The organism is Enterobacter cloacae complex sp. ECC445, from assembly GCF_021892025.1.
Lineage (GTDB): Bacteria > Pseudomonadota > Gammaproteobacteria > Enterobacterales > Enterobacteriaceae > Enterobacter > Enterobacter chengduensis.
In genome coordinates, this window is record NZ_JAKLRZ010000002.1 from 35,900 (window position 1) to 58,109 (window position 22,210).

Annotated in this window: 23 protein-coding genes and 1 other annotated feature; of the genes, 12 read left to right on the plus strand and 11 right to left on the minus strand. The window is 54.2% G+C overall.

Features of this window, described 5'->3' with window-relative positions; all coding sequences use genetic code 11:
* Nucleotides 1-3: 3 nt before the first annotated feature.
* The 3 genes from trpD to trpL form a co-directional block, all read right to left on the minus strand.
* Nucleotides 4-1,599, minus strand: coding sequence for a bifunctional anthranilate synthase glutamate amidotransferase component TrpG/anthranilate phosphoribosyltransferase TrpD (trpD, locus tag L6R44_RS01565; protein ID WP_237423006.1), 1,596 nt, complete (start codon nucleotides 1,597-1,599; stop codon nucleotides 4-6).
* A complete protein-coding gene (locus L6R44_RS01570; RefSeq protein ID WP_237423007.1) occupies nucleotides 1,599-3,161 on the minus strand; it encodes an anthranilate synthase component 1 in 1,563 nt (520 codons plus the stop codon). Before L6R44_RS01570 ends, trpD begins: the two co-directional genes overlap by 1 nt.
* 25 nt (nucleotides 3,162-3,186) lie before the next feature.
* Nucleotides 3,187-3,280: a sequence feature (Trp leader region), on the minus strand.
* The gene (trpL, locus tag L6R44_RS24960; RefSeq protein ID WP_106993556.1) at nucleotides 3,257-3,301 is read right to left on the minus strand and encodes a trp operon leader peptide; all 45 of its coding nucleotides are present in this window, start codon (nucleotides 3,299-3,301) and stop codon (nucleotides 3,257-3,259) included. Its footprint overlaps the feature before it by 24 nt.
* Nucleotides 3,302-3,440: 139 nt before the next feature.
* On the opposite strand from trpL, the gene rnm reads away from it, so the two are divergent.
* Both rnm and L6R44_RS01580 read left to right on the plus strand, forming a co-directional pair.
* Nucleotides 3,441-4,322, plus strand: coding sequence for an RNase RNM (gene rnm, locus L6R44_RS01575; protein ID WP_032640987.1), 882 nt, complete (start codon nucleotides 3,441-3,443; stop codon nucleotides 4,320-4,322).
* On the plus strand, nucleotides 4,319-4,939 hold the full coding sequence (locus tag L6R44_RS01580) for an L-threonylcarbamoyladenylate synthase (protein ID WP_003856793.1): 621 nt from the start codon (nucleotides 4,319-4,321) through the stop codon (nucleotides 4,937-4,939). The genes rnm and L6R44_RS01580 overlap by 4 nt, the downstream gene beginning before the upstream one ends.
* 333 nt (nucleotides 4,940-5,272) lie before the next feature.
* Here the strand turns inward: L6R44_RS01580 and L6R44_RS24910 are convergent, their stop codons facing one another.
* The 3 genes from L6R44_RS24910 to L6R44_RS01590 all read right to left on the minus strand — a co-directional run bounded on the left by L6R44_RS24910 (nucleotide 5,273) and on the right by L6R44_RS01590 (nucleotide 7,452).
* Nucleotides 5,273-5,536, minus strand: a complete 264-nt coding sequence (locus tag L6R44_RS24910) for a hypothetical protein (protein ID WP_337249834.1) — start codon at nucleotides 5,534-5,536, stop codon at nucleotides 5,273-5,275.
* Nucleotides 5,537-5,791: 255 nt separating this feature from the next.
* On the minus strand, nucleotides 5,792-6,949 hold the full coding sequence (locus L6R44_RS01585) for a PAAR domain-containing protein (protein WP_237423008.1): 1,158 nt from the start codon (nucleotides 6,947-6,949) through the stop codon (nucleotides 5,792-5,794).
* 17 nt (nucleotides 6,950-6,966) lie between these two features.
* Complete coding sequence (locus L6R44_RS01590) at nucleotides 6,967-7,452, minus strand: PAAR domain-containing protein (protein ID WP_237423009.1); 486 nt, start codon at nucleotides 7,450-7,452, stop codon at nucleotides 6,967-6,969.
* Between the two features lie 162 nt (nucleotides 7,453-7,614).
* Between L6R44_RS01590 and L6R44_RS01595 the strand changes: the two genes are divergently transcribed.
* Nucleotides 7,615-7,815: a hypothetical protein gene (locus L6R44_RS01595; protein WP_237423010.1), complete on the plus strand. Its 201-nt coding sequence runs from the start codon at nucleotides 7,615-7,617 to the stop codon at nucleotides 7,813-7,815.
* A 215-nt stretch (nucleotides 7,816-8,030) separates the two neighbouring features.
* Here the strand turns inward: L6R44_RS01595 and L6R44_RS01600 are convergent, their stop codons facing one another.
* Nucleotides 8,031-8,435 (minus strand): hypothetical protein, encoded by a 405-nt coding sequence (locus L6R44_RS01600; RefSeq protein WP_237423011.1) that lies wholly within the window; start codon nucleotides 8,433-8,435, stop codon nucleotides 8,031-8,033.
* A 402-nt stretch (nucleotides 8,436-8,837) separates the two neighbouring features.
* Here L6R44_RS01600 and rluB point away from each other — a divergent pair, with 402 nt between their 5' ends.
* Entirely contained in the window at nucleotides 8,838-9,713 is an 876-nt protein-coding gene (rluB, locus tag L6R44_RS01605) for a 23S rRNA pseudouridine(2605) synthase RluB (protein ID WP_032640985.1), read from the plus strand.
* Nucleotides 9,714-9,748: 35 nt separating this feature from the next.
* Here the strand turns inward: rluB and cobO are convergent, their stop codons facing one another.
* Nucleotides 9,749-10,339 (minus strand): cob(I)yrinic acid a,c-diamide adenosyltransferase, encoded by a 591-nt coding sequence (cobO, locus tag L6R44_RS01610; RefSeq protein ID WP_237423012.1) that lies wholly within the window; start codon nucleotides 10,337-10,339, stop codon nucleotides 9,749-9,751.
* A complete protein-coding gene (locus L6R44_RS01615; protein ID WP_237423013.1) occupies nucleotides 10,336-11,097 on the minus strand; it encodes a YciK family oxidoreductase in 762 nt (253 codons plus the stop codon). The genes cobO and L6R44_RS01615 overlap by 4 nt, the downstream gene beginning before the upstream one ends.
* Before the next feature lie 251 nt (nucleotides 11,098-11,348).
* On the opposite strand from L6R44_RS01615, the gene sohB reads away from it, so the two are divergent.
* On the plus strand, nucleotides 11,349-12,395 hold the full coding sequence (sohB, locus tag L6R44_RS01620) for a protease SohB (RefSeq protein ID WP_161656413.1): 1,047 nt from the start codon (nucleotides 11,349-11,351) through the stop codon (nucleotides 12,393-12,395).
* Between the two features lie 34 nt (nucleotides 12,396-12,429).
* On the opposite strand, the gene L6R44_RS01625 is transcribed toward sohB, so the two are convergent.
* A complete protein-coding gene (locus tag L6R44_RS01625) occupies nucleotides 12,430-12,681 on the minus strand; it encodes a YciN family protein (protein WP_003856804.1) in 252 nt (83 codons plus the stop codon).
* Nucleotides 12,682-13,080: 399 nt separating this feature from the next.
* On the opposite strand from L6R44_RS01625, the gene topA reads away from it, so the two are divergent.
* From topA to acnA, 6 genes are all read left to right on the plus strand, one after another.
* Nucleotides 13,081-15,678, plus strand: coding sequence for a type I DNA topoisomerase (topA, locus tag L6R44_RS01630; RefSeq protein ID WP_237423014.1), 2,598 nt, complete (start codon nucleotides 13,081-13,083; stop codon nucleotides 15,676-15,678).
* Between the two features lie 187 nt (nucleotides 15,679-15,865).
* The gene (cysB, locus tag L6R44_RS01635; protein WP_008502814.1) at nucleotides 15,866-16,840 is read left to right on the plus strand and encodes an HTH-type transcriptional regulator CysB; all 975 of its coding nucleotides are present in this window, start codon (nucleotides 15,866-15,868) and stop codon (nucleotides 16,838-16,840) included.
* 338 nt (nucleotides 16,841-17,178) lie between these two features.
* Nucleotides 17,179-17,319 carry a YmiA family putative membrane protein gene (locus L6R44_RS01640; RefSeq protein WP_213327741.1) on the plus strand — a complete coding sequence of 47 codons (141 nt, stop codon included), beginning with the start codon at nucleotides 17,179-17,181 and terminating at the stop codon, nucleotides 17,317-17,319.
* Nucleotides 17,320-17,321: 2 nt separating this feature from the next.
* Nucleotides 17,322-17,492 (plus strand): hypothetical protein, encoded by a 171-nt coding sequence (locus tag L6R44_RS01645; RefSeq protein ID WP_032640975.1) that lies wholly within the window; start codon nucleotides 17,322-17,324, stop codon nucleotides 17,490-17,492.
* Nucleotides 17,493-17,628: 136 nt separating this feature from the next.
* Entirely contained in the window at nucleotides 17,629-17,727 is a 99-nt protein-coding gene (gene ymiC, locus L6R44_RS01650; RefSeq protein ID WP_032623144.1) for a small membrane protein YmiC, read from the plus strand.
* Between the two features lie 161 nt (nucleotides 17,728-17,888).
* Nucleotides 17,889-20,564: an aconitate hydratase AcnA gene (gene acnA, locus L6R44_RS01655; protein ID WP_237423015.1), complete on the plus strand. Its 2,676-nt coding sequence runs from the start codon at nucleotides 17,889-17,891 to the stop codon at nucleotides 20,562-20,564.
* Between the two features lie 36 nt (nucleotides 20,565-20,600).
* On the opposite strand, the gene ribA is transcribed toward acnA, so the two are convergent.
* Nucleotides 20,601-21,191, minus strand: a complete 591-nt coding sequence (gene ribA / locus L6R44_RS01660) for a GTP cyclohydrolase II (RefSeq protein ID WP_008501210.1) — start codon at nucleotides 21,189-21,191, stop codon at nucleotides 20,601-20,603.
* A gap of 197 nt (nucleotides 21,192-21,388) precedes the next feature.
* Between ribA and pgpB the strand changes: the two genes are divergently transcribed.
* Entirely contained in the window at nucleotides 21,389-22,156 is a 768-nt protein-coding gene (gene pgpB / locus L6R44_RS01665) for a phosphatidylglycerophosphatase B (RefSeq protein WP_032642613.1), read from the plus strand.
* The last annotated feature ends 54 nt before the right edge of the window (nucleotides 22,157-22,210 follow it).

A 22,210-nucleotide genomic window follows, 5' to 3' on the forward strand; every position in this document is an offset into this window, starting at 1 on the left:
TCTTTACCCTCTTGCCGCAAGTGCGGTAACGCGATCGTAAGCTGCACCGGAGCGCAGTACATCCAGAACTTTTTGAACGTTGGCCTTCAGGTCTTCCTCACCGTGCAAACGCATCAGCATGGCGACGTTGGCAGCCACGGCGGCCTCGTGTGCGACCTCACCCTTACCTTGTAATAAGCGCGTCAGAATGTCACGGTTTTCTTCCGGCGTACCGCCAGCCAGCGCTTCCTGGTGATACGGCGTCAGGCCGAAGTCGGCAGCGTCCAGCTGATAGCTCAGGATTTCTCCGTCGCGCAGTTCGGCTACCAGCGTTGGCGCATGAAGAGAAACCTCATCCATACCGCCGCTGTGCACCACGGCGGCACGCTGGTAACCCAGCACGCGCAGCGTCTCGGCAATCGGCAGAACCAGCTCAGGGCTGTAAACGCCAATCAGCGCCAGCGGCGGATGCGCCGGGTTGATTAGCGGGCCGAGCACGTTAAACAGCGTGCGGGTTTTAAGCTGCTGACGAACCGGCATCGCGTGGCGGAAACCGGTGTGATACTTCGGCGCAAACAGGAAGCAGACGCCCAGGTCATCCAGCGCTTCGCGGGAGCGCTCGGCGTTCATATCGAGATTAATACCGAACGCGGCGAGCAGGTCTGACGAGCCTGACCGGCTGGACACGCTGCGGTTGCCGTGTTTCGCGACCTTCAGCCCGCACGCCGCCGCCACGAAGGCGCTGGCGGTGGAGATATTGATACTGTTGCTGCCGTCGCCGCCGGTGCCGACGATATCCGCAAACGGATAGTCCGGACGCGGGAACGGGGCGGCATTTTCCAGCAGGGCCGTGGCGGCACCGGCGATCTCCTGCGGGCTTTCGCCGCGCACCTTCATGCTCACAAGGGCTGCCGCCAGCTGTTCAGGCTTCAGCTCGCCGCGCACCACGGCGGAGAAGAGCTGGTGGCTCTCCTGCTGGCTCAGTGTCTGCGCCTGGTACAGTTTTTCCAGTATCGGCTGCAGGGTATTGGTCTGCTCCAGCTTCTGTAACGCCCAGTCGAGCGTCTGCTCCAGCAGGCGAGCGCCGTGGGAGGTCAGGATCGATTCCGGGTGGAACTGCATACCGCAGACGCGATCCGCATCGTGACGCACCGCCATCACCATCCCTTCAAACGAGGCGTTAATGGTCAATCCGGCAGGAATGTTGCTGCCGACCAGCGAATGGTAGCGCGCAACCGGAAGCGGGTTCGGCAGCCCGGCAAACATCGCCTGGCCGTCATGTTCAATGCTGGAGGCTTTACCGTGCAGGATCTCGCCCGCCTGACCGACGTAGCCGCCGTAGGCTTCCACGATCGCCTGGTGACCAAGACAGATGCCGATAATCGGCAGCTTGCCGCGCATGCGCGTCAGCAGCTCGGGCATACAGCCCGCTTCGCTCGGCGCACCGGGGCCGGGGGAGAGCATCAGCACCGGGTTTTGCATGGTTGCCAGACGCTCAATTAGGGTCTGCGCCGGGACGTGGTTGCGGTAGATAACAACGTTGTGGCCATTCGCACGCAGCTGATCTGCCAGGTTATAGGTAAAGGAGTCGATATTATCGAGCAGCAGAATGTCAGCCATCAGAAAATCTCCTGTGCATGATGTGCGGTTGCAATGGCGCGAAGGACCGCACGGGCTTTGCTGCGCGTTTCGTCAGCTTCAGACTGCGGAACAGAATCAAGAACAATTCCGGCACCCGCCTGGACGGTAGCGATGCCGTCTTCGACATAGGCGGAGCGGATCACGATGCAGGTATCGAGGTCACCGTGGGCCGTGAAGTAGCCCACTGCGCCGCCGTAGCTTCCGCGACGGCGTCCTTCGGCCGCTGCAATCAGCTGCATGGCGCGTACTTTCGGCGCACCGCTCAGGGTGCCCATGTTCATGCAGGCGCGGTAGGCGTGCAGCACGTCGAGGTCGTGGCGCAGCTCGCCAACCACGCGAGAGACCAGGTGCATCACGAACGAATAGCGGTCGACTTTAGTTAGGTCCGCCACGTAGCGGCTGCCCGGGGTGCAAATACGGGCCAGATCGTTACGCGCCAGGTCAACCAGCATAAGGTGCTCGGAGAGCTCTTTATGGTCGGTACGCATTTCCAGTTCAATGCGGCTGTCCAAATCGCGATCCAGCGAGCCGTCGGCGCGACGTCCGCGTGGACGGGTTCCGGCAATCGGGTAGATCTCAATCTGACGGCTGGTGGCGTCGTACTTCAGCGAGCTTTCCGGCGAGGCGCCAAACAGCGTGAACTCGTTGTCCTGCATGAAGAACATGTACGGGCTTGGGTTACTCTTTTTCAGCACGTCATAGGCCGCCAGCGGCGACGGGCAGGGCAGCGAGAAGCGACGGGACGGTACCACCTGGAAAATTTCCCCGGCGCGAATCGCTTTTTGCATCTGGCGAACCACGGCCCCGTATTGATCGTCGGTCTGATTAACCTCACACGTCATCTGCTCCACGCGCTGTACCGGCAGCGCAGGGGGCGCTTCCGTCATCTGCTGCTGAAGCTGCGCGATGCGGTGCTCAAGGCGATTTTTCTCAGCCGTCGAAGGGGTGAACAGGCTCGCCTGGATGCGGGTGGATTGTTTCTGATGGTCGATCACCAGCAGGGTTTCGGCCAGATAGAAACAATAGTCCGGGCAGCGATTGCCCAGCTCGGTTTCCGGTAAATCTTCAAATCCGGCGACCAGGTCGTAAGCAAACAGCCCGCCAAAGAACATCGCTTCACGCTCGTCTTCCGGCACGGTCACCAGGTTCTGCAGCAGACGGAAGGCATCGAACACGGACAGCGAGCATAGGCGGGCGTCTTCGTCCAGCAGCTGGCTCACGGGCGGGAAGCGCAGAATGCGCATTTCTGGATGACGTTCATTTTCAATGCCTGAAGGCAGGGCGGCATCCAGCAGCGGCAGCAGCGAGGCGCCATTGTCTGACTGCGCCTTAATGGTGACGGTGTCACCTAAAGCGGTAATGCGCAGCGCGCTGTCGACCAGCAGCAGGCTCTTGAGATCGTCCTTACTGTCGATGTCCGCAGACTCCAGCAGCAGCGTTGCCGGACGTGCCCCGCACACCTGATGAAACAGCGCGGTGGGGTTGTGGCGATAGGCCGCCTCGCAGGTCAGCAGTTCGAGATGAGGTTTGGCTGTTTGCATGTTGGTGTTCTCATTTATTCTGTTCAAAAAAAAGCCCGCTGGGTAGCGGGCGGGTATCTGTTTACATTTCGCAGACGCGTGACACTGCCCGACGATCAGGAAGTACGCCACCAGCCGTGCAGAGTGAAATGTGCTGTCATTTTCAGATACCTTTCTCGTGTGAACTTGCGTACTAGTTAACTAGTTCGATGGCGTGTTGTCAACCCTTGATTTCAGAATTTAGCGTTAAGTCGGTATCATGGTGTTTTCGGATGTCTCCAACCTGCTATGGGAAGTGCTTTGAGCGATACCACCTACGCCATTATTTATGATTTACACAGCCATACTCAGGCCTCTGATGGCCTGCTGACACCCGAAGCCCTGGTTCATCGTGCCGTTGAAATGCGCGTCGGCACGCTGGCGATAACCGATCACGATACGACCGATGCCATTCCGGCGGCCCGCGCTGAGATTGCCCGCAGCGGGCTGGCGCTGAATCTGGTGTCCGGCGTCGAGATCTCGACCGTCTGGGAAAACCATGAGATTCATATCGTTGGCCTGAACATCGATATAGACCATCCGGCACTTACGGCATTTTTGCAAGAACAAAAAACGCGGCGCAACCAGCGTGCAGAGATGATCGGCGAGCGTCTCGAAAAGGCGCATATTCCGGGCGCGCTGGAAGGCGCGCAAAAGATGGCGAACGGCGGGGCGGTCACGCGCGGTCATTTCGCCCGTTTTCTGGTCGAAGCGGGCAAAGCGACGACCATGGCGGATGTCTTTAAAAAGTATCTGGCACGCGGGAAAACCGGATACGTTCCGCCACAGTGGTGTACAATAAAACAAGCTATTGATGTGATTCATCATTCTGGCGGTAAGGCCGTGCTGGCCCATCCGGGGCGGTATAATCTTTCTGCTAAATGGCTGAAAAGGCTGCTGGCGCACTTTGCCGAATGCGGCGGTGAGGCGATGGAAGTCGCCCAGTGTCAGCAGGCGCCCAACGAGCGCGCGCAGCTCGCGACCTATGCCCGCCAGTTCGGCCTGCTTGGGTCACAGGGGTCTGATTTCCATCAGCCCTGCGCCTGGATCGAACTGGGGCGCAAGCTCTGGTTGCCCGCTGGCGTTGAGCCGGTCTGGCAGCTCTGGGAACAGCCGCAGCAAATTGAAGAGAGGGAAGTATGAGTCAGTTTTTCTATATCCATCCGGATAACCCGCAGCCGCGTCTGATTAACCAGGCCGTGGAGATCGTCCGCAAAGGCGGCGTAATTGTCTACCCGACCGATTCAGGCTACGCGCTGGGCTGCAAAATTGAAGATAAAGGGGCAATGGAACGCATCTGCCGTATTCGTCAGCTGCCGGACGGCCATAACTTTACGCTGATGTGCCGCGATCTCTCCGAGCTGTCGACCTATGCTTATGTGGATAACGTGGCGTTTCGCCTGATTAAGAACAACACGCCGGGTAACTACACCTTCATCCTGAAAGGGACGAAAGAGGTTCCGCGCCGTCTTCTGCAGGAAAAGCGTAAAACCATCGGCATGCGCGTACCGTCTAATCCGATTGCGCAGGCGCTGCTGGAAACGCTCGGCGAACCGATGCTCTCGACCTCGCTGATGCTGCCGGGGAGCGAGTTTACCGAGTCCGATCCGGAAGAGATCAAAGATCGTCTCGAGAAGGTCGTCGAGCTGATTATTCACGGCGGTTATCTCGGCCAGCAGCCGACCACCGTGGTCGACTTAACCGAAGATGCACCGGAAGTGATTCGAGAAGGCGTGGGCGATGTAAAGCCTTTCTTGTAACGGTATAAGCAGATATACTACGCGGCCATCAAAGCAGGGCGCGGCCCTGTTTTGACCTGATTCGACGCCTGTGAGGCGCGCAAGATAAATAACAAATCATTATTTATCAAGGTGTTGAGTTGTTGGCGTGAGTGGCATTCATTATTTTGTGTGACAGCTTTAGCAGCACTTTAAATACCATCTTTTATGCACACCGTTTTTCATTCTCTGGCAGGCTATCAACCTCTGTGCCGATAGGGTTGTTTCGTCCGTGTGTATCACCACGAGTTTTATGGCTTCTGTAGACTAAATTCGGGGAAAGGGAAAAAGCTGGAAGTCTCCAGCCTTTGGCGGTCATCTCACCTTCTTGAAGATGAGCAGGATAAGAGGGACGCAGACAGCGAAACCAACAATAGAGGCTAACGCTGAATCAGAGTGGTTTTGCGATAGCTCAATAACAAACGACGTTAGCTGAGAGGGCGTAAAATCCCATCCTTGGCTCACGGTTTCTGAGAAGTTAACAGCGAAGACCAGATCGAAATACAGCACGATAACATAATACGCTACGCAGATCAGCGCGATACATCCCCACCTGATCCAGAATTTATTATTCATCATCTCACCTTTTTAAAAATAAGTAAGATTAAGGGGACGCAAATCATAAATCCGTAAATTGCCACATCGAAAACTATACCTGTCGCTTGAAGGATAGAATCAATCGAAGCATGGTATTCATTCAACGGTACTGGGTCAGAAAATTGCATACTTTCATTCTCGCTGAAAGCAGAAAATGAGAATGTAGCCAGTGCCAACCCGATAAAGTAGCAAAACGATACAATGCCAATTCCGCTCCATCGGAGAATAGTTTTAGTTCTACTCGTCATTGTCATAAGAACCACCTAATACGCCGCCCACAGTGCCGCCTGAATACGGAGACAATGAATCTCCAATAGCCGCGGTATCTGCAACGAGATGCTGAAATTTCCCACCAGGAGTTTCCTGGAATGGCTGCAAATTGCCTGAAGTAGGGAATTGCTTTTTGAATGTGTTTGTCATCTCAACGACAAGCATTGAGGACATGTCTCCACCTTTTGTGATGATAAATCTTTGCAGAGATACAGGAATGGTGAAATCCTCCTCGGCGTCGATAGGTAGCTGTGTTGTCTTCGATGTGTAACCATGCTCGAATACTCTTGAGCCTGCAAACTTGATCCCTTCGACTGAATGTGTGGTGCAATTTCTGCCCGTTACATCATACCCGTCAATGGTGTGGCCTCTTCTCCTCGTGGTTGCTTTCATGTTTGACGTTTGGAACGATGGTTTACTGCTGTTCCATAAGTTTTCGAAGAATGCTCTTGTCTTCACCGGGTCGGCATCTTCTATGCGGAAAACACGAGCACCCATCTCATAGAGTTCAGAACGATAGTAAACCCTTGCGTCTTCATCTTGCAGGAAGTTAAGAATACCATCTCCCGTAAAGCCTCCACGATTGGTTCTGCCGTAGCGACCATACGTGTAGAGATAAACATTGTTATTCTGGTGCACCGAAACGAAAGCGTGACCTGCGTTTTTGGTTTCAGTCCAGATGTAAACGCCGTTTAATAGCGGGTTCTCTTCTGGCTTACAGGTGTCAGCAAAGCTGTTTTGCTTCTTCGCTACCTGGGCGTGTTGTTCCGGCTCTTGCACTGGGTCAGATACGGCTTTCGTTTCCAGTGGTGCAGAGGTAGCTCTCACGGGTTCCTGGTAAGGGCCGTGTTTCATAAAGGTATGGGTGGCAATGAAAAAAGCCTTGCACGGGCAGGTCGAACGGCTGTAAATCGTACTGGCGGCTAACTGCCCATGAATATATTCTCCAGGGTATCCACCAACCACGCTGAAAATGCCTGGGTGTTTACCGCAGGAGACCTGGCAACCTACTGTTGCTTGTCTGTTTAGATTCGGGCCAATCTGCTTCCCTTTCGGATGTCCGGTCAGTACAGATCCCCCGCATGTTGTTTTATCGCCTTTTACAACCCAAAAGCCTATAGCCATTTTCTGAACTCCTTATTTCAGAGTGCAACTGAAGCGAGAAAATCGGCTGGCATTGCGGGGCTGTTGTCCAACTGGCAGAGGAGGGCATAATCTTGCGGAGTACTGATAATCACATCACCGTTATCAAGCTGACTTCCTACGAGAGCATAAGAAACGCCGCTGCCGTTGGTATTGACTGATCCCGATCCGTTGATGATTTTCGCGCGTGTTCCGTCAGGGTAAACAACGTAATCACCAACCATTGCCCGATTAATTTCACTCCCGTCCTCAAGGGTAAATGAGTCGTTGGCGCTGGCTTTCTCAATCTTCCCGCTGTTATGGGTGAGTGCTCCAGTAGTAGCAAAACGCCAAATCGCCAGTAAAGAACGGTCTTTCATTTCTTCAACATGGGATTTGAAAATCTGGCGTTGTTCGTCGTCTGAGTTTGCCATTTGCTCTGCACTGAATGGATTCTTAAATGATACGAGCACAGGCGGGGTAAGTTCGTTGGTGTATTGTTTCATAAGTCCCTTTACTGGTTATGGAAATAATCAAAGAGGTTATTTTACAAGCAATAACCACATGAGCAACAAGTATTAGGCCTAAGTGAAACTTCGTTTCGTAACAGCAGGTTATGCGGTAAAGTGAGAGTGTTAATCTTCAACAAATCTCAGGCAGGGGATGTTATGGCAGGTGTATTGGCAAGCACGGCGGCGGCAGTAGGGATTCTCGATAAAGCGGTTAGCATCACTCAGAAGCTGGCAAATAATAGCGATGAACTGGTCAAGGCAACGCTAAAACTTGAGTTGGCTAATCTGATGGTTGAACTTGCCAACGCCAAGATCGAAGCCGTGACAATGCACTCATTCAGTGTCAAACGCTTGTAAGGTAGCTTGATTCGAGTCGGGAGGTTTTCCGTAACCTTCAACGCTTCCCGAATGTCTTGCTTCGTTACTGAGTCAATCGGCTTGTCACCGACGACATAGAGCAGAACATCAAAGAAGCGCTGGTTTTCATTGGCGAGACTTCTGCGCCACTTTTGGCCTTTCTCTTTGACATACATAACCCAAGTTTCGGACAGTGTGATCGCCTGACTTACAATTTATTTGGTTTCTGGGATGACAGGTTGTTTTGGTTCAAAGACCGATTGCGGCTCAGATTTGATCTTTGCCTCTTCTAACTGTGCCTGTAGGCTCGCTGTGATTTGACGGTAGCGTAGCAAGTCTTTCGAATCAAATGCTTCATAGGCCTGTGCTACCGTTGTACGGCTCAGATCGAGTGCTGCGGCAACTTGATTTGCAAGTGGCAGATCAGATTGGCATAGCTCAATTTTCTGCATATGTAGGCTGGTAAGTACTTCGTTCGCGGGTTGTTCGCTGCCTTCCACTATTCGATTAAAATGTGCATCGGCATAGCCCTGAGCAGCTTCTACCGTATCAGAGGCTGATAATGGTGAGTCGGGAAAGATGTTTTTGTGCCACTGTCCCAATTCAGGAAGACGCTCCACCTCGGCAACATCTCTTTCAAGGGCGCGTAGTAGATAGCTGTCAAAGTCCTGTTTTGTGGCGGCTCGTTAGCCTTGAATCTTCCGCTTAAACTCTTCGATACCCATTGTCCCATTCTGAGCGAGCGGAATGTATGGGCGGATCTGATTCATGACCACTGCAGTTTGTTTTTGACTATCAGTATCGAGAGTCAGACATCCAAAACTTGTTGAATCATTTAATCTAAAATTCGTGTAGTATATGCGCCCACGAATCATTGTATGTGACAGCTTGTATGACATATTGTTTGCCATGCTGTGTACCGTGAAAGATTTACATATCAGTGAGTTAGGTTGTTATTGTTGCTAACTCATTGTTTAGAAAGTACACCAGACGCCTGTGAAGGCGACACCTGAGGAAGCTCAATGAGCGAGAAGTTACAGAAAGTGCTGGCGCGTGCCGGCCACGGCTCACGCCGTGAAATCGAAGCCATTATTGAAGCGGGCCGCGTGAGTGTGGACGGTAAAATCGCCACGCTGGGTGACCGCGTTGAAATCGTACCGGGGCTGAAGATCCGCATCGACGGTCATCTTATCTCCGTGAAAGAGTCTGCCGAACAGATCTGTCGCGTGCTGGCTTACTACAAGCCGGAAGGCGAGCTGTGTACCCGCAACGACCCGGAAGGTCGTCCGACGGTGTTTGACCGTCTCCCTAAGCTGCGCGGTGCGCGCTGGATTGCCGTTGGTCGTCTGGACGTGAACACCTGCGGTCTGCTGCTGTTTACCACCGATGGTGAACTGGCCAACCGTCTGATGCACCCAAGCCGTGAAGTGGAGCGTGAATACGCGGTACGCGTATTTGGCCAGGTTGATGAGAATAAACTGCGCGATCTGTCGCGTGGCGTTCAGCTGGAAGACGGCCCTGCGGCGTTCAAAACCATCAAGTTTACCGGTGGGGAAGGCATTAACCAGTGGTATAACGTCACCCTGACCGAAGGCCGTAACCGCGAGGTGCGTCGTCTCTGGGAAGCGGTAGGCGTCCAGGTGAGCCGCCTGATTCGCGTTCGCTACGGCGACATTCTGCTGCCGAAAGGCCTGCCGCGCGGGGGGTACACCGAACTGGATCTGACCCAAACCAACTACCTGCGCGAGCTGGTCGGCCTGACGCCGGAAACCACCTCAAAAGTGGCGGTGGAGAAAGACCGCCGTCGCATGAAGGCGAACCAAATCCGTCGCGCGGTGAAGCGTCACAGCCAGGTGAACAGCAGCCGCCGCTCCGGCAGCCGTAATAACAACGGTTAATCTAAAAGCCCGGTGCAGACACCGGGCTTTTTTCTTTAGTAATCTATTCCGATTTGCGCTTTGATGCCCTCATCAAACGCATGTTTAACCGGTCGCAGCTCGCTGACGGTATCCGCCATCTCCAGAATATCCCGATGACACCCGCGCCCCGTGACGATAACCGTCTGGTGGGCAGGCCGGTTTTTCAGCGCGTCCAGAACGGCGTGAAGCGGCAGGTAGTCGTAGGCGACCATATACGTTATCTCATCCAGCAGAACCATATTCAAAGTTGGATCGGCCAGCATTCTCTTCGCATGCTCCCAGACGGCGAGACAGGCTGCGGTATCGGTTTCGCGGTTCTGGGTGTCCCACGTAAAGCCGGTTGCCATCACCTGAAACTCGACCCCGTGAGGCTCAAGCAAATTACGCTCGCCGTTGGGCCATTCACCTTTAATAAACTGGATAACGCCGACCTTCTGACCGTGGCCAACCGCGCGGGTGGCGGTACCGAACGCGGCGGTGGTTTTGCCTTTGCCGTTGCCGGTAAAGACGATGACGATCCCGCGCTCGTCCTGGGCTGCCGCGACGCGCGCATCCACCTGTTCCTTCAGGCGCTGCTGGCGCTGCTGGTGACGTTCTTCACTCATTGCGAAATCCCCGGCTTACGGCCCGGCTGGGCGTCAAAGGTCATCCCGGTTTTGCGGCGGCTGTCGTCGCCCATCAGCCAGAGATAGAGCGGCATAATGTCTGCCGGGGTTTTGAGCTTCTGCGGATCTTCCGTCGGGAAGGCGCTGGCGCGCATTTTGGTGCGCGTACCGCCCGGGTTAATGCAGTTTACGCGCAGATGGCGGCTCTGGTACTCCTCCGCCAGCACCTGCATCATGCCTTCGGTCGCGAATTTTGATACGGCATAGGCTCCCCAGTTTGCGCGTCCTTCACGGCCAACGCTGGATGAAGTAAAGACCAGCGACCCCGACTCGGATTTCAGTAATAAAGGAAGCAATGCCTGGGTTAGGAAGAAGGTGCCGTTAACGTTAACCTGCATGACCTGCTGCCAGATATCAGGATCCTGTTCATCCATTGGACGTACTTCACCTAACAGACCGGCGTTATGCAGCACGCCGTCGAGTCTTGGGTAGTGGGCGCTGATTCGTTGGGCTAATTCCTGACACTCGGCGGGCGTGCAGGTCAGTAAATCGAGCGTATACCACGGCGCTGGCGTGCCGGATACCGCCTCAATCTCGTGAGCGACGTTTTTCAGTTTTTCTTCGTTGCGCCCGACCAGAATAACGGCTGCGCCATAGTCGGCGTACGTCAGGGCCGCCTCGCGACCAATCCCGTCGCTGGCTCCCGTGACGAGAATAATGCGGTTTTGCAGCAGATTTTTTTGCGGTTGATAATGCACGGTGACTCCTCAGGCGACCGGTGACGCAATGGTGCCTTTATAATGACTTTTCGGCTTTATGCCCGAATTAACCTAATAATTCAATCAGTCTACAGGACGCATTACCGTAAAATTAACAATTTGCAAATATTTAAACGCCAGGTCGGGGATTCCTGAAGGCGGTTCGCAGAGGTAATGTCTCAAGCGAGACGCATGGGCAGGGCTGTTGTACACTGCCGTGAAAGATTCGTGGTTAAATCAAGGTGGAACGCGTGGAATTACTTTCTCAATATGGGTTGTTTTTGGCCAAAATCGCGACGGTGGTGATCGCCATTGCGGTGGTTGCCGTTTTGATTGTCAACCTGACGCAGCGCAAGCGTCAGCGTGGGGAGCTACGCATTACCCGCCTGAGCGAGCAGTATAAGGAGATGCAGGAAGAGATGTCTCTGGCGCTGCTTGATAGTCATCAACAGAAACTCTGGCTGAAAGCGCAGAAGAAAAAGCATAAGCAGGAAGCCAAAGCGGCAAAGGCAAAAGCAAAGCTTAATGCGCCGCAGGATAAGGCCGCGCCACGCGTCTATGTACTGGATTTTAAAGGCAGCATGGACGCGCACGAAGTTGCTTCTCTGCGGGAGGAGGTGACTGCCGTTCTGGCCGTGGCAACGCCGCAGGATCAGGTTGTCGTGCGTCTTGAAAGCCCGGGCGGTGTGGTTCACGGTTACGGGCTGGCCGCCTCACAGCTGCAGCGCCTGCGTGAAAAACAGATCCCGCTGACCGTGGCCGTGGATAAGGTGGCGGCCAGCGGCGGCTACATGATGGCCTGCGTGGCGGACAAAATTGTTGCGGCGCCGTTCTCCATTATTGGTTCGATTGGCGTGGTCGCGCAAATTCCGAACTTTAACCGCTTCCTGAAAAACAAAGAGATTGATATTGAACTTCACACGGCGGGTCAGTACAAACGCACCCTGACGCTGCTGGGGGAAAATACGGAAGAAGGGCGTCAGAAATTCCGTGAAGATCTCAACGAAACGCATCACCTCTTTAAAGACTTTGTGCACCGGATGCGCCCGACGCTCGATATTGAACAGGTTGCGACGGGCGAGCACTGGTACGGCGTCCAGGCGCAGGAGAAAGGGCTGGTGGATGAAGTCGGGACCAGCGATGACCTGCTGCTCAACCTGATGGAAGGCCGGGAACTGGTGGGCGTGCGCTTCACCCAGCGCAAGCGCCTGCTTGACCGCTTTACCAACAGCGCGGCGGAAAGCGCGGACCGCCTGCTGCTACGCTGGCTACAGCGCGGACAAAAACCGCTGCTGTAAACAAAAACGCGAGGCACACGCCTCGCGTTTTGCATTAATCGACCAGGTGATATTTCTCGGAAAGCGTATGCGCCAGGTATTTAAACATGTTAAACACGGCGGTGCTTTTCGGGGTTGGTAACCCCTGTTCGTCAAGGAAGTATTCGCCGCTGAAAACCAGCACGCCATTACGCTGCTCTACGCCGGTGGCTTCGATGCCCGCCAGGGTATCTTCATGGTCACGGATAAGCTTGTTTGCTTCGATAAGCAGAGAGGCTCGGTCAATAGGTTGGGTCGTATTCTGCATAATCCACTCCTTAAACAGTGGCAATAGTCTACGCCGAGGGCGCTTTGGGGGCAAATTTTCCCTGTAATGTGAGGGGATAAGGTGCAGGGGCCTGGCTGGCGGGATTTGCTTTTGCATGCTAATAAAGTTGCGTAACGGATTTTATCAGGTAGAGTGTGCGCTTTCGTCATTCTGGCAACAGAATTGCTTGACATTCAACCGGGAATTCGTCACGAATTACACGAGATGTGAGAAAAATACCCGAAAACTCAATCACCTGGGCGTCGTTTCTTTAACGCCCGGTAAGACAAAGGGGTTGATATCTCCTGACGCAGTCGCAATATCATTGGCTCGTCGTCAGCGGAAGGGAAATCAACGTGCGGCGTATTCCTGGAAGAATTAAATTAGGTAAAGGTGAATATGGGTAAAGCTCTCGTCATCGTTGAGTCCCCGGCAAAAGCCAAAACGATCAATAAGTATCTGGGTAATGACTACGTGGTTAAGTCCAGCGTCGGTCATATCCGCGATTTGCCGACCAGTGGCTCAGCCAGCAAAAAGAGCGCAGACTCTACCTCCACCAAAGGGGCTAAAAAGCCTAAAAAGGATGAACGTAGCGCGCTTGTCAACCGCATGGGTGTGAACCCATGGCATAACTGGGATGCACAATATGAAGTGCTGCCCGGGAAAGAAAAAGTCGTTAACGAGCTGAAGCAGCTTGCTGAAAAAGCAGACCACATCTATCTCGCAACCGACCTTGACCGCGAAGGGGAAGCCATTGCCTGGCACCTGCGGGAAGTGATCGGCGGTGATGACAAACGCTACAGCCGTGTAGTGTTTAACGAAATTACGAAGAATGCGATTCGTCAGGCGTTTGAGAAGCCGGGCGAACTGAATATTGACCGTGTCAACGCCCAGCAGGCGCGTCGCTTTATGGACCGCGTTGTAGGCTATATGGTTTCTCCGCTGCTGTGGAAGAAGATTGCCCGTGGCCTGTCCGCCGGTCGTGTGCAATCCGTCGCCGTGCGTCTGGTGGTTGAGCGCGAGCGCGACATTAAAGCCTTCGTGCCGGAAGAGTTCTGGGAAGTTGACGCCAATGTTACCACGCCGGGCGGTGACGCTCTGCCGCTGCAGGTAAGTCATCAGAACGATAAGCCTTTCCGTCCAGAAAACCGTGACCAGACCATGGCCGCCGTAGCGCTGCTGGAAAAAGCGCGCTATCAGGTGCTGGAACGTGAAGACAAACCGACCAGCAGCAAGCCTGGTGCGCCGTTTATCACATCCACCCTGCAACAGGCGGCAAGTACCCGTCTGGGTTACGGCGTGAAGAAAACCATGATGATGGCCCAGCGCCTGTATGAAGCGGGCTACATCACCTACATGCGTACCGACTCAACCAACCTGAGCCAGGACGCTGTCAGCATGGTGCGCGGCTATATTAGCGACAACTTCGGTAAGAAATACCTGCCGGAAAGCACTAACCAGTTCGCCAGCAAAGAGAATTCTCAGGAAGCACACGAAGCGATTCGTCCTTCTGATGTCTCTGTGTTAGCGGAATCGCTGAAAGACATGGAAGCCGACGCGCAGAAGCTGTATCAGCTGATCTGGCGTCAGTTTGTGGCGTGCCAGATGACCCCGGCGCAGTACGACTCCACCACGCTGACCGTTGGCGCGGGCGATTTCCGTCTCAAGGCGCGCGGTCGTATCCTGCGTTTCGACGGCTGGACGAAAGTGATGCCTGCGCTGCGCAAAGGCGATGAAGACAGAACGCTGCCTGCGGTGAACAAAGGTGACGAACTGTCTCTGGTTGAGCTGATCCCGGCTCAGCACTTTACGAAACCGCCTGCACGCTTTAGTGAAGCGTCCCTCGTCAAAGAGCTGGAGAAACGCGGTATTGGCCGTCCGTCGACCTATGCGTCCATCATCTCGACGATTCAGGATCGCGGCTACGTACGCGTTGAAAACCGGCGTTTCTATGCGGAAAAAATGGGTGAGATCGTCACCGACCGCCTGGAAGCGAACTTCCGCGAGCTGATGAACTACGATTTCACCGCGCAAATGGAAGACAGCCTGGACCAGGTTGCCAGCCATCAGGCGGAGTGGAAAAAGGTCCTCGACAGCTTCTTCAGCGACTTTACCGACCAGCTTGAAAAAGCGGAGAAAGATCCCGATGAAGGCGGGATGCTGCCTAACCAGATGGTTCTGACCAGCATCGACTGCCCAACCTGCGGCCGCAAGATGGGGATCCGTACCGCAACAACGGGCGTGTTCCTTGGCTGCTCCGGCTACGCGCTGTCGCCAAAAGAGCGCTGCAAAACCACCATCAACCTGGTGCCGGAGAACGAAGTTCTCAACGTGCTGGAAGGTGACGATGCGGAAACCAACGCTCTGCGCGCCAAGCGTCGCTGCAAAAAATGCGGCACGGCAATGGACAGCTACCTGATCGATCCAAAACGCAAGCTGCACGTCTGCGGTAATAACCCAACGTGTGACGGGTATGAGATCGAAGAGGGCGAGTTCCGCATTAAAGGCTATGACGGCCCGATTGTGGAGTGCGAGAAGTGTGGTTCTGAAATGCACCTGAAAATGGGGCGTTTCGGCAAGTACATGGCCTGCACCAACGACGAGTGTAAAAACACGCGTAAAATTCTGCGTAACGGTGAAGTGGCTCCGCCGAAGGAAGATCCGGTTCCGCTGCCAGAACTGCCGTGCGAGAAATCCGACGCGTACTTCGTGCTGCGTGACGGCGCCGCGGGTGTCTTCCTGGCCGCCAACACCTTCCCGAAATCGCGTGAAACACGCGCGCCGCTTGTAGAAGAACTGTATCGCTTCCGCGATCGCCTGCCAGAGAAACTGCGTTATCTGGCCGATGCGCCACAGCAGGATCCGGAAGGCAATAAAACCGTAGTGCGGTTTAGCCGTAAAACGAAGCAGCAGTATGTTGCGGCCGAGAAAGAGGGTAAAGCGACCGGCTGGTCCGCCTTCTTTGTCGATGGCAAATGGGTTGAAGGCAAAAAATAATCTTTTCTTACCGTAACTTACCTGTAAAAGGGCCGGATCTCCGGCCCTTTTTTATTGCCCTGTTATTATTTTTTGTTCCGTACTATACAGTCGGGCTATAAATGATATAGTGGTTATAGTTAACCCATTTCTTATTATCAAATCGTCTTAAGCGATTGACCGCGTGCGCTAAATCGGATGGTCTGGCATGAAATTACAGCAGCTTCGTTATATCGTTGAGGTGGTGAATCATAACCTTAACGTCTCTTCTACCGCCGAGGGCTTATATACCTCGCAACCGGGCATCAGCAAGCAGGTTCGTATGCTGGAGGATGAGTTAGGCATCCAGATATTTGCCCGCAGCGGGAAGCATCTCACCCAGGTCACGCCTGCGGGGCAGGAAATTATCCGCATTGCGCGGGAAGTCCTCTCCAAGGTCGATGCGATTAAGTCTGTGGCGGGGGAGCACACCTGGCCGGATAAAGGCTCCCTGTATATTGCCACGACGCATACCCAGGCGCGCTATGCGCTGCCCGGCGTGATCAAAGGGTTTATCGAGCGGTATCCCCGCGTCTCTTTGCACATGCACCAGGGGTCGCCAACGCAAATCGCTGAAGCGGTGTCGAAGGGGAATGCAGACTTTGCCATCGCCACCGAAGCGCTTCATCTGTATGACGATCTGGTTATGCTCCCGTGCTACCACTGGAACCGCTCTATCGTGGTGACCCCCGATCACCCGCTGGCGGGGAAAGGGTCGGTCACTATCGAAGAGCTGGCGCAATATCCGTTGGTCACATATACGTTTGGCTTTACCGGACGTTCCGAGCTTGATACCGCCTTTAACCGTGCCGGATTAACTCCTCGCATTGTCTTCACCGCGACGGACGCCGACGTCATTAAGACCTACGTGCGGCTTGGCTTGGGCGTGGGCGTCATTGCCAGCATGGCGGTGGACCCGGTGTCAGATCCTGACCTGGTGCGTCTTGATGCGCATGATGTTTTCAGCCACAGCACCACCAAGATTGGATTCCGTCGCAGCACTTTCCTGCGTAGCTATATGTATGATTTTATTCAGCGCTTTGCCCCGCACTTAACGCGCGATGTGGTTGATACCGCCGTGGCATTACGCTCGAATGAAGATATTGAAGAGATGTTTAAAGATATCAAACTCCCCGAAAAATAATCACACCCGGTATCTTTCCCTAAGGGAAAGATACCGAAATAACGCCTCAAAGCTAAATTAGAATTATCATCATCTACACCACCCCTGTCATATAATGTCATTATCCATTTAAACCGTAAGGTTATAATGTCGTGAATTGGCGACAAAAGTAGAAACTAATTAACGCCTTCGCAAATTTTTCTTTTCAATTATTTATTTCTGGTCAAAAGAATGAATATTTCATACCTCCCGGTGCGTAAATTCACTGGCTTTTCGGCTAAAGTTTCTTTAGGATTTATCTCAACAGATGATTAATTGTACCAATTGTTTGGTCCTAAATGATAAGCGATGTCGATTGTATGAGGTTAGCAATGCCTTCAGGAAGTGAAGAACCGCAAAGGGATCCTGCGCTCAAGCGTAAAGCCTGGCTGGCGGTCTTTCTCGTCTCTACCCTGTTTTGGGTGGTGGTTGCTCTCCTGGCCTGGAAATATTGGGGTTAAATATGGCAGTGACGGTACGTACAGATTCGGTAAAACAGATGTGTCAGCATCGTGACAACGGCCACAGAGGGCGTAAAGCGCCTGCGACTGTTGTACCTGCGTCCTGGAAACTGACGCCGCAGCAGCAAGCGTTTATTGATGTGTTCGCGGAAGACGAACCCAAAAAACAATAATTTAGTTTATTGCGTAATGATGCAAATAGTCTGAATACCGACTCTGCACTTTTGTACTCTTTAATAAATACACATCAGCAATATAGCACTGAGGACTTACCTCGGAACTTTTTAAATAATGCCTGGTGTCCCTATGATGAATAACATGACGTCTCACAAATACTGGTCATGGATCGGCGTTTTTACCGTGTCGATTCTCTTCTGGAGCCAGCTCATCTGGCTGGCGCTCCACTAAAATGTAAAACCTCGCTACGGCGGGGTTTTTTGTTTTCCCATTCTGGACCAATCCTAAATTTATCAATTTGGGTTGTTATCAAAACGTTACGACATCTATGTGTTATCTTTAATTACGGCCCTGATGATTGTCGGGGCATCTCTGTGATTAAGGAGGAGCTTATGTCGTTAACCCTACGCGAAGCCAGTAAGGATACATTACAGGCAGAAAATAAAACCTGGCACTACTATAGCCTGCCGCTGGCTGCCAAAACGCTTGGGGACATTTCGCGTTTACCCAAGTCATTGAAAGTCTTACTGGAAAACCTATTGCGCTGGCAAGACGGTGATTCCGTCACGCTCGATGATATTAAGGCGCTGGCAGGGTGGCTTGAGCATGCCCATGCCGACAGAGAAATCGCCTACCGCCCGGCAAGGGTGCTGATGCAGGACTTCACCGGCGTCCCGGCCGTAGTTGATTTGGCCGCGATGCGCGAGGCCGTTAAGCGCCTCGGCGGTGATACGGCAAAAGTTAACCCGCTTTCCCCGGTTGACCTCGTGATTGACCACTCCGTAACCGTTGACCACTTTGGCGATGACGATGCCTTTGGTGAAAACGTGCGTCTTGAGATGGAACGTAACCACGAGCGCTACGTCTTCCTGAAGTGGGGGCAGCAGGCGTTCAGCCGGTTTAGCGTGGTCCCGCCGGGAACCGGTATTTGCCACCAGGTTAACCTTGAATATCTCGGTAAAGCCGTCTGGAGCGAACTGCAGGATAAAGAGTGGGTTGCTTATCCCGACACGCTGGTGGGGACGGATTCGCATACCACCATGATCAACGGTCTGGGCGTGCTGGGGTGGGGCGTCGGCGGTATCGAAGCGGAAGCGGCCATGCTCGGCCAGCCGGTATCCATGCTTATCCCTGACGTGGTGGGCTTCAAGCTCACCGGCAAGCTGTCTGAAGGCATTACCGCCACCGATCTGGTGCTGACCGTTACCCAGATGCTGCGCAAGCATGGCGTGGTGGGCAAGTTTGTTGAATTCTACGGTGACGGTCTGGATTCGCTGCCGCTGGCCGACCGCGCCACCATTGCCAATATGGCGCCGGAATACGGTGCGACCTGCGGCTTTTTCCCCATTGATGATGTGACGCTGGAGTACATGCGCCTCAGCGGGCGCAGCGAAGAGCAGGTCGCGCTGGTGGAAGCGTATACCAAAGCGCAGGGCATGTGGCGCAATCCTGGCGATGAACCGGTCTTCACCAGCACGCTTGAACTCGATATGGGCAGCGTTGAAGCGAGCCTCGCCGGGCCGAAGCGTCCGCAGGATCGGGTTGCGCTGAGCGACGTGCCAAAAGCCTTTGCCGCCAGCAATGCGCTGGAGGTCAACGTGGCGCAGAAAGACCATCGTCCCGTCGACTATGTCCTGAACGGGCAGCAATATCAGCTTCCGGATGGCGCGGTTGTGATTGCCGCCATTACCTCCTGCACCAACACCTCAAACCCCAGCGTATTAATGGCGGCCGGTCTGCTGGCGAAAAAGGCGGTAGAGCTTGGGCTAAAACCTCAGCCTTGGGTCAAGGCTTCGCTGGCGCCGGGCTCCAAAGTGGTATCGGATTACCTGGCCCAGGCCAAACTGACGCCGTACCTTGACGAGCTGGGCTTTAACCTCGTGGGCTATGGCTGTACGACCTGTATCGGTAACTCCGGTCCGCTGCCTGAGCCCATTGAAACGGCGATTAAGCAGGGGGATCTGACGGTAGGCGCGGTTCTCTCCGGTAACCGAAACTTTGAAGGGCGCATTCACCCGCTGGTGAAAACCAACTGGCTTGCCTCGCCGCCGCTGGTGGTCGCTTACGCCCTCGCTGGGAACATGAATATCAACCTGGTGACCGATCCGATTGGTCACGACCGTAAGAATGACCCTGTCTACCTGAAGGATATCTGGCCCTCTTCGCGTGAAATCGCGCTGGCCGTTGAAAAGGTCTCAACCGAGATGTTCCGTAAAGAGTATGCGGAAGTCTTTGAAGGCACGCCGGAATGGAAAACCATCAACGTGGTGGGCTCCGATACCTATGACTGGCAGGATGACTCGACCTATATTCGTCTGTCGCCGTTCTTTGATGAGATGCTGGCCGAGCCGGCTCCGCTTAAGGACATCCACGGCGCGCGCATACTGGCGATGCTGGGGGATTCCGTCACCACTGACCACATCTCTCCGGCGGGGAGTATCAAAGCCGATAGCCCGGCAGGGCGTTACCTGCAAGGCCGGGGCGTCGAACGCCGTGATTTTAACTCCTACGGCTCGCGTCGCGGCAACCATGAAGTCATGATGCGCGGCACGTTCGCCAACATCCGCATTCGTAACGAAATGGTGCCGGGCGTAGAAGGAGGCATGACGCGCCATCTGCCGGGGACGGAGGTCGTGTCGATTTATGATGCGGCGGTTAAATACCAACAGGAAGGCACGCCGCTGGCGGTGATCGCCGGGAAAGAGTACGGTTCCGGCTCCAGCCGCGACTGGGCGGCGAAAGGTCCGCGTCTGCTAGGCGTGCGCGTGGTCATCGCCGAATCGTTCGAACGTATTCACCGCTCGAATCTGATCGGTATGGGGATCCTGCCGCTCGAGTTCCCGCAGGGCGTAACGCGTAAAACGCTGGGGCTGACCGGGGAAGAGCAGATTGAGATTAACGGTCTGCAAAACCTGCAGCCGGGTAAAACGGTGCCGGTGAAATTAACGCGGGCAGACGGGAAAACCGAGGTGCTGGACTGCCGCTGCCGTATTGATACGGCAACCGAATTGACCTACTACCAGAACGACGGCATTTTACATTATGTGATTCGTAAGATGCTCGATTGATAAAAAAGCCCGGCGTTTATGCCGGGCTTTTTACTTTCACTCTTTCAGCAGATGGCCCATCTTGGCAGCTTTAGTATCAAGATAGTGGGCGTTTTTCGGGTTGCGGCCAACAATCAGCGGTACGCGCTCGACGATGTTGATCCCCGCTTCGGTCAGGATCTCCACTTTTTTCGGGTTGTTCGTCAGCAGACGAACCTCGTCCACGCCCAGCAGCTTGAACATGTCCGCGCACAGGGTAAAGTCACGTTCATCGGCGGCAAAGCCGAGCTGATGGTTTGCCTCAACCGTATCGTAGCCCTGATCCTGCAGCGCGTAGGCGCGAATTTTATTCAGCAAACCAATGTTACGGCCTTCCTGGCGGTGATAAAGCAGCACGCCGCGACCTTCTTCTGCGATATGAGACAGGGCGGCTTCAAGCTGGAAACCACAATCACAGCGCAGGCTGAACAGCGCATCGCCGGTAAGACACTCTGAATGGACGCGGGACAGAACCGGCGTCTGCCCTGAAATGTCGCCATATACCAGCGCGACATGATCCTGTCCGGTTGCCAGTTCTTCAAAACCCACCATCAGGAAATCGCCCCATGGGGTTGGCAGTTTGGCTTCTGCCACACGTTTAAGCTGCATGTGATTCTCCAGACCGGGCTGACACGTTTCATGCCTTTGCCCTGTTTTGCTTTCTGTATCAACTCATTTTGCCACAAGCTCAGCAGATTCGCCTAATGGGCACCATGCTATATGAACGTTAAACGCACGATCCGACATCTCCACCCGGCAGCGGAATTTCAGTTATGATTGTGACGCTTAGCAAAAAAGGAGAAGACATGCTTTCAATCGCCAGACGTACGGCAGCAGGTGCGGCCATTTTACTGATTATGCCCCTGGCCGTATGGCTTTCAGGCTGGATGTGGCAGCCCGGGCAAAACGCCATGTGGCTGAAAACGTTATACTGGATAACGGAAACGGTCACTCAGCCCTGGGGAATTATTACCCATGTACTCCTCTGCGCCTGGTTTCTGTGGTGCCTGCGCTTTCGTCTGCGCGCGGCGCTGATGCTCTTTGCGATCCTCGGCGGCGCTATTCTCGTCGGTCAGGGCGTGAAGTCCTGGGTGAAAGATCGCGTTCAGGAGCCGCGTCCTTTTGTCGTCTGGCTGGAAAAAACGCATCATGTTCCCGTGGATGAGTTCTACACTTTAAAGCGTAAAGATCGCGGTGCGCTGGTGAAAGAACAGCTTGCGGAACAGCAGGATATCCCGACATTCTTGCGTAAACACTGGCAGAAAGAGACGGGTTTCGCGTTTCCTTCCGGTCACACCATGTTTGCGGCCAGCTGGGCGCTGCTGGGCGTCGGGCTGCTTTGGCCAAGGCGTCGAACGGTAACGCTCGTGATTTTACTGGCTTGGGCGACGGGCGTTATGGGTAGCCGCTTGCTGCTGGGGATGCACTGGCCGCGAGACCTGGTCGTCGCCACGCTGATCTCATGGCTGCTGGTGACGCTGGCGACCTGGCTTGCTGAACGATTCTGTGGACCGCTAACGCCACCGCCAGAAGAGAAAGAAGAAATAGCCGAAAGGGACCAAACGGGCGCCTGACGGTTGATATTCCGTATTTTGCCCATAAATCCATGACGGGCGCGTCACTTTTTC

Coding starts and splice junctions, on each gene's coding strand:
- L6R44_RS01590 (WP_237423009.1), bottom strand. CDS start 7,452: ATGAAACAATACACCAACGAACTTACCCCGCCTGTGCTCGTATCATTT.
- L6R44_RS01580 (WP_003856793.1), top strand. CDS start 4,319: ATGAGTCAGTTTTTCTATATCCATCCGGATAACCCGCAGCCGCGTCTG.
- cysB (WP_008502814.1), top strand. CDS start 15,866: ATGAAATTACAGCAGCTTCGTTATATCGTTGAGGTGGTGAATCATAAC.
- L6R44_RS01625 (WP_003856804.1), bottom strand. CDS start 12,681: ATGCAGAATACGACCCAACCTATTGACCGAGCCTCTCTGCTTATCGAA.
- topA (WP_237423014.1), top strand. CDS start 13,081: ATGGGTAAAGCTCTCGTCATCGTTGAGTCCCCGGCAAAAGCCAAAACG.
- L6R44_RS24910 (WP_337249834.1), bottom strand. CDS start 5,536: ATGATGAATAATAAATTCTGGATCAGGTGGGGATGTATCGCGCTGATC.
- pgpB (WP_032642613.1), top strand. CDS start 21,389: ATGCTTTCAATCGCCAGACGTACGGCAGCAGGTGCGGCCATTTTACTG.
- L6R44_RS01595 (WP_237423010.1), top strand. CDS start 7,615: ATGGCAGGTGTATTGGCAAGCACGGCGGCGGCAGTAGGGATTCTCGAT.
- rluB (WP_032640985.1), top strand. CDS start 8,838: ATGAGCGAGAAGTTACAGAAAGTGCTGGCGCGTGCCGGCCACGGCTCA.
- L6R44_RS01640 (WP_213327741.1), top strand. CDS start 17,179: ATGAGGTTAGCAATGCCTTCAGGAAGTGAAGAACCGCAAAGGGATCCT.
- trpD (WP_237423006.1), bottom strand. CDS start 1,599: ATGGCTGACATTCTGCTGCTCGATAATATCGACTCCTTTACCTATAAC.
- ymiC (WP_032623144.1), top strand. CDS start 17,629: ATGAATAACATGACGTCTCACAAATACTGGTCATGGATCGGCGTTTTT.
- cobO (WP_237423012.1), bottom strand. CDS start 10,339: ATGAGTGAAGAACGTCACCAGCAGCGCCAGCAGCGCCTGAAGGAACAG.
- L6R44_RS01570 (WP_237423007.1), bottom strand. CDS start 3,161: ATGCAAACAGCCAAACCTCATCTCGAACTGCTGACCTGCGAGGCGGCC.
- acnA (WP_237423015.1), top strand. CDS start 17,889: ATGTCGTTAACCCTACGCGAAGCCAGTAAGGATACATTACAGGCAGAA.
- L6R44_RS01645 (WP_032640975.1), top strand. CDS start 17,322: ATGGCAGTGACGGTACGTACAGATTCGGTAAAACAGATGTGTCAGCAT.
- L6R44_RS01585 (WP_237423008.1), bottom strand. CDS start 6,949: ATGGCTATAGGCTTTTGGGTTGTAAAAGGCGATAAAACAACATGCGGG.
- ribA (WP_008501210.1), bottom strand. CDS start 21,191: ATGCAGCTTAAACGTGTGGCAGAAGCCAAACTGCCAACCCCATGGGGC.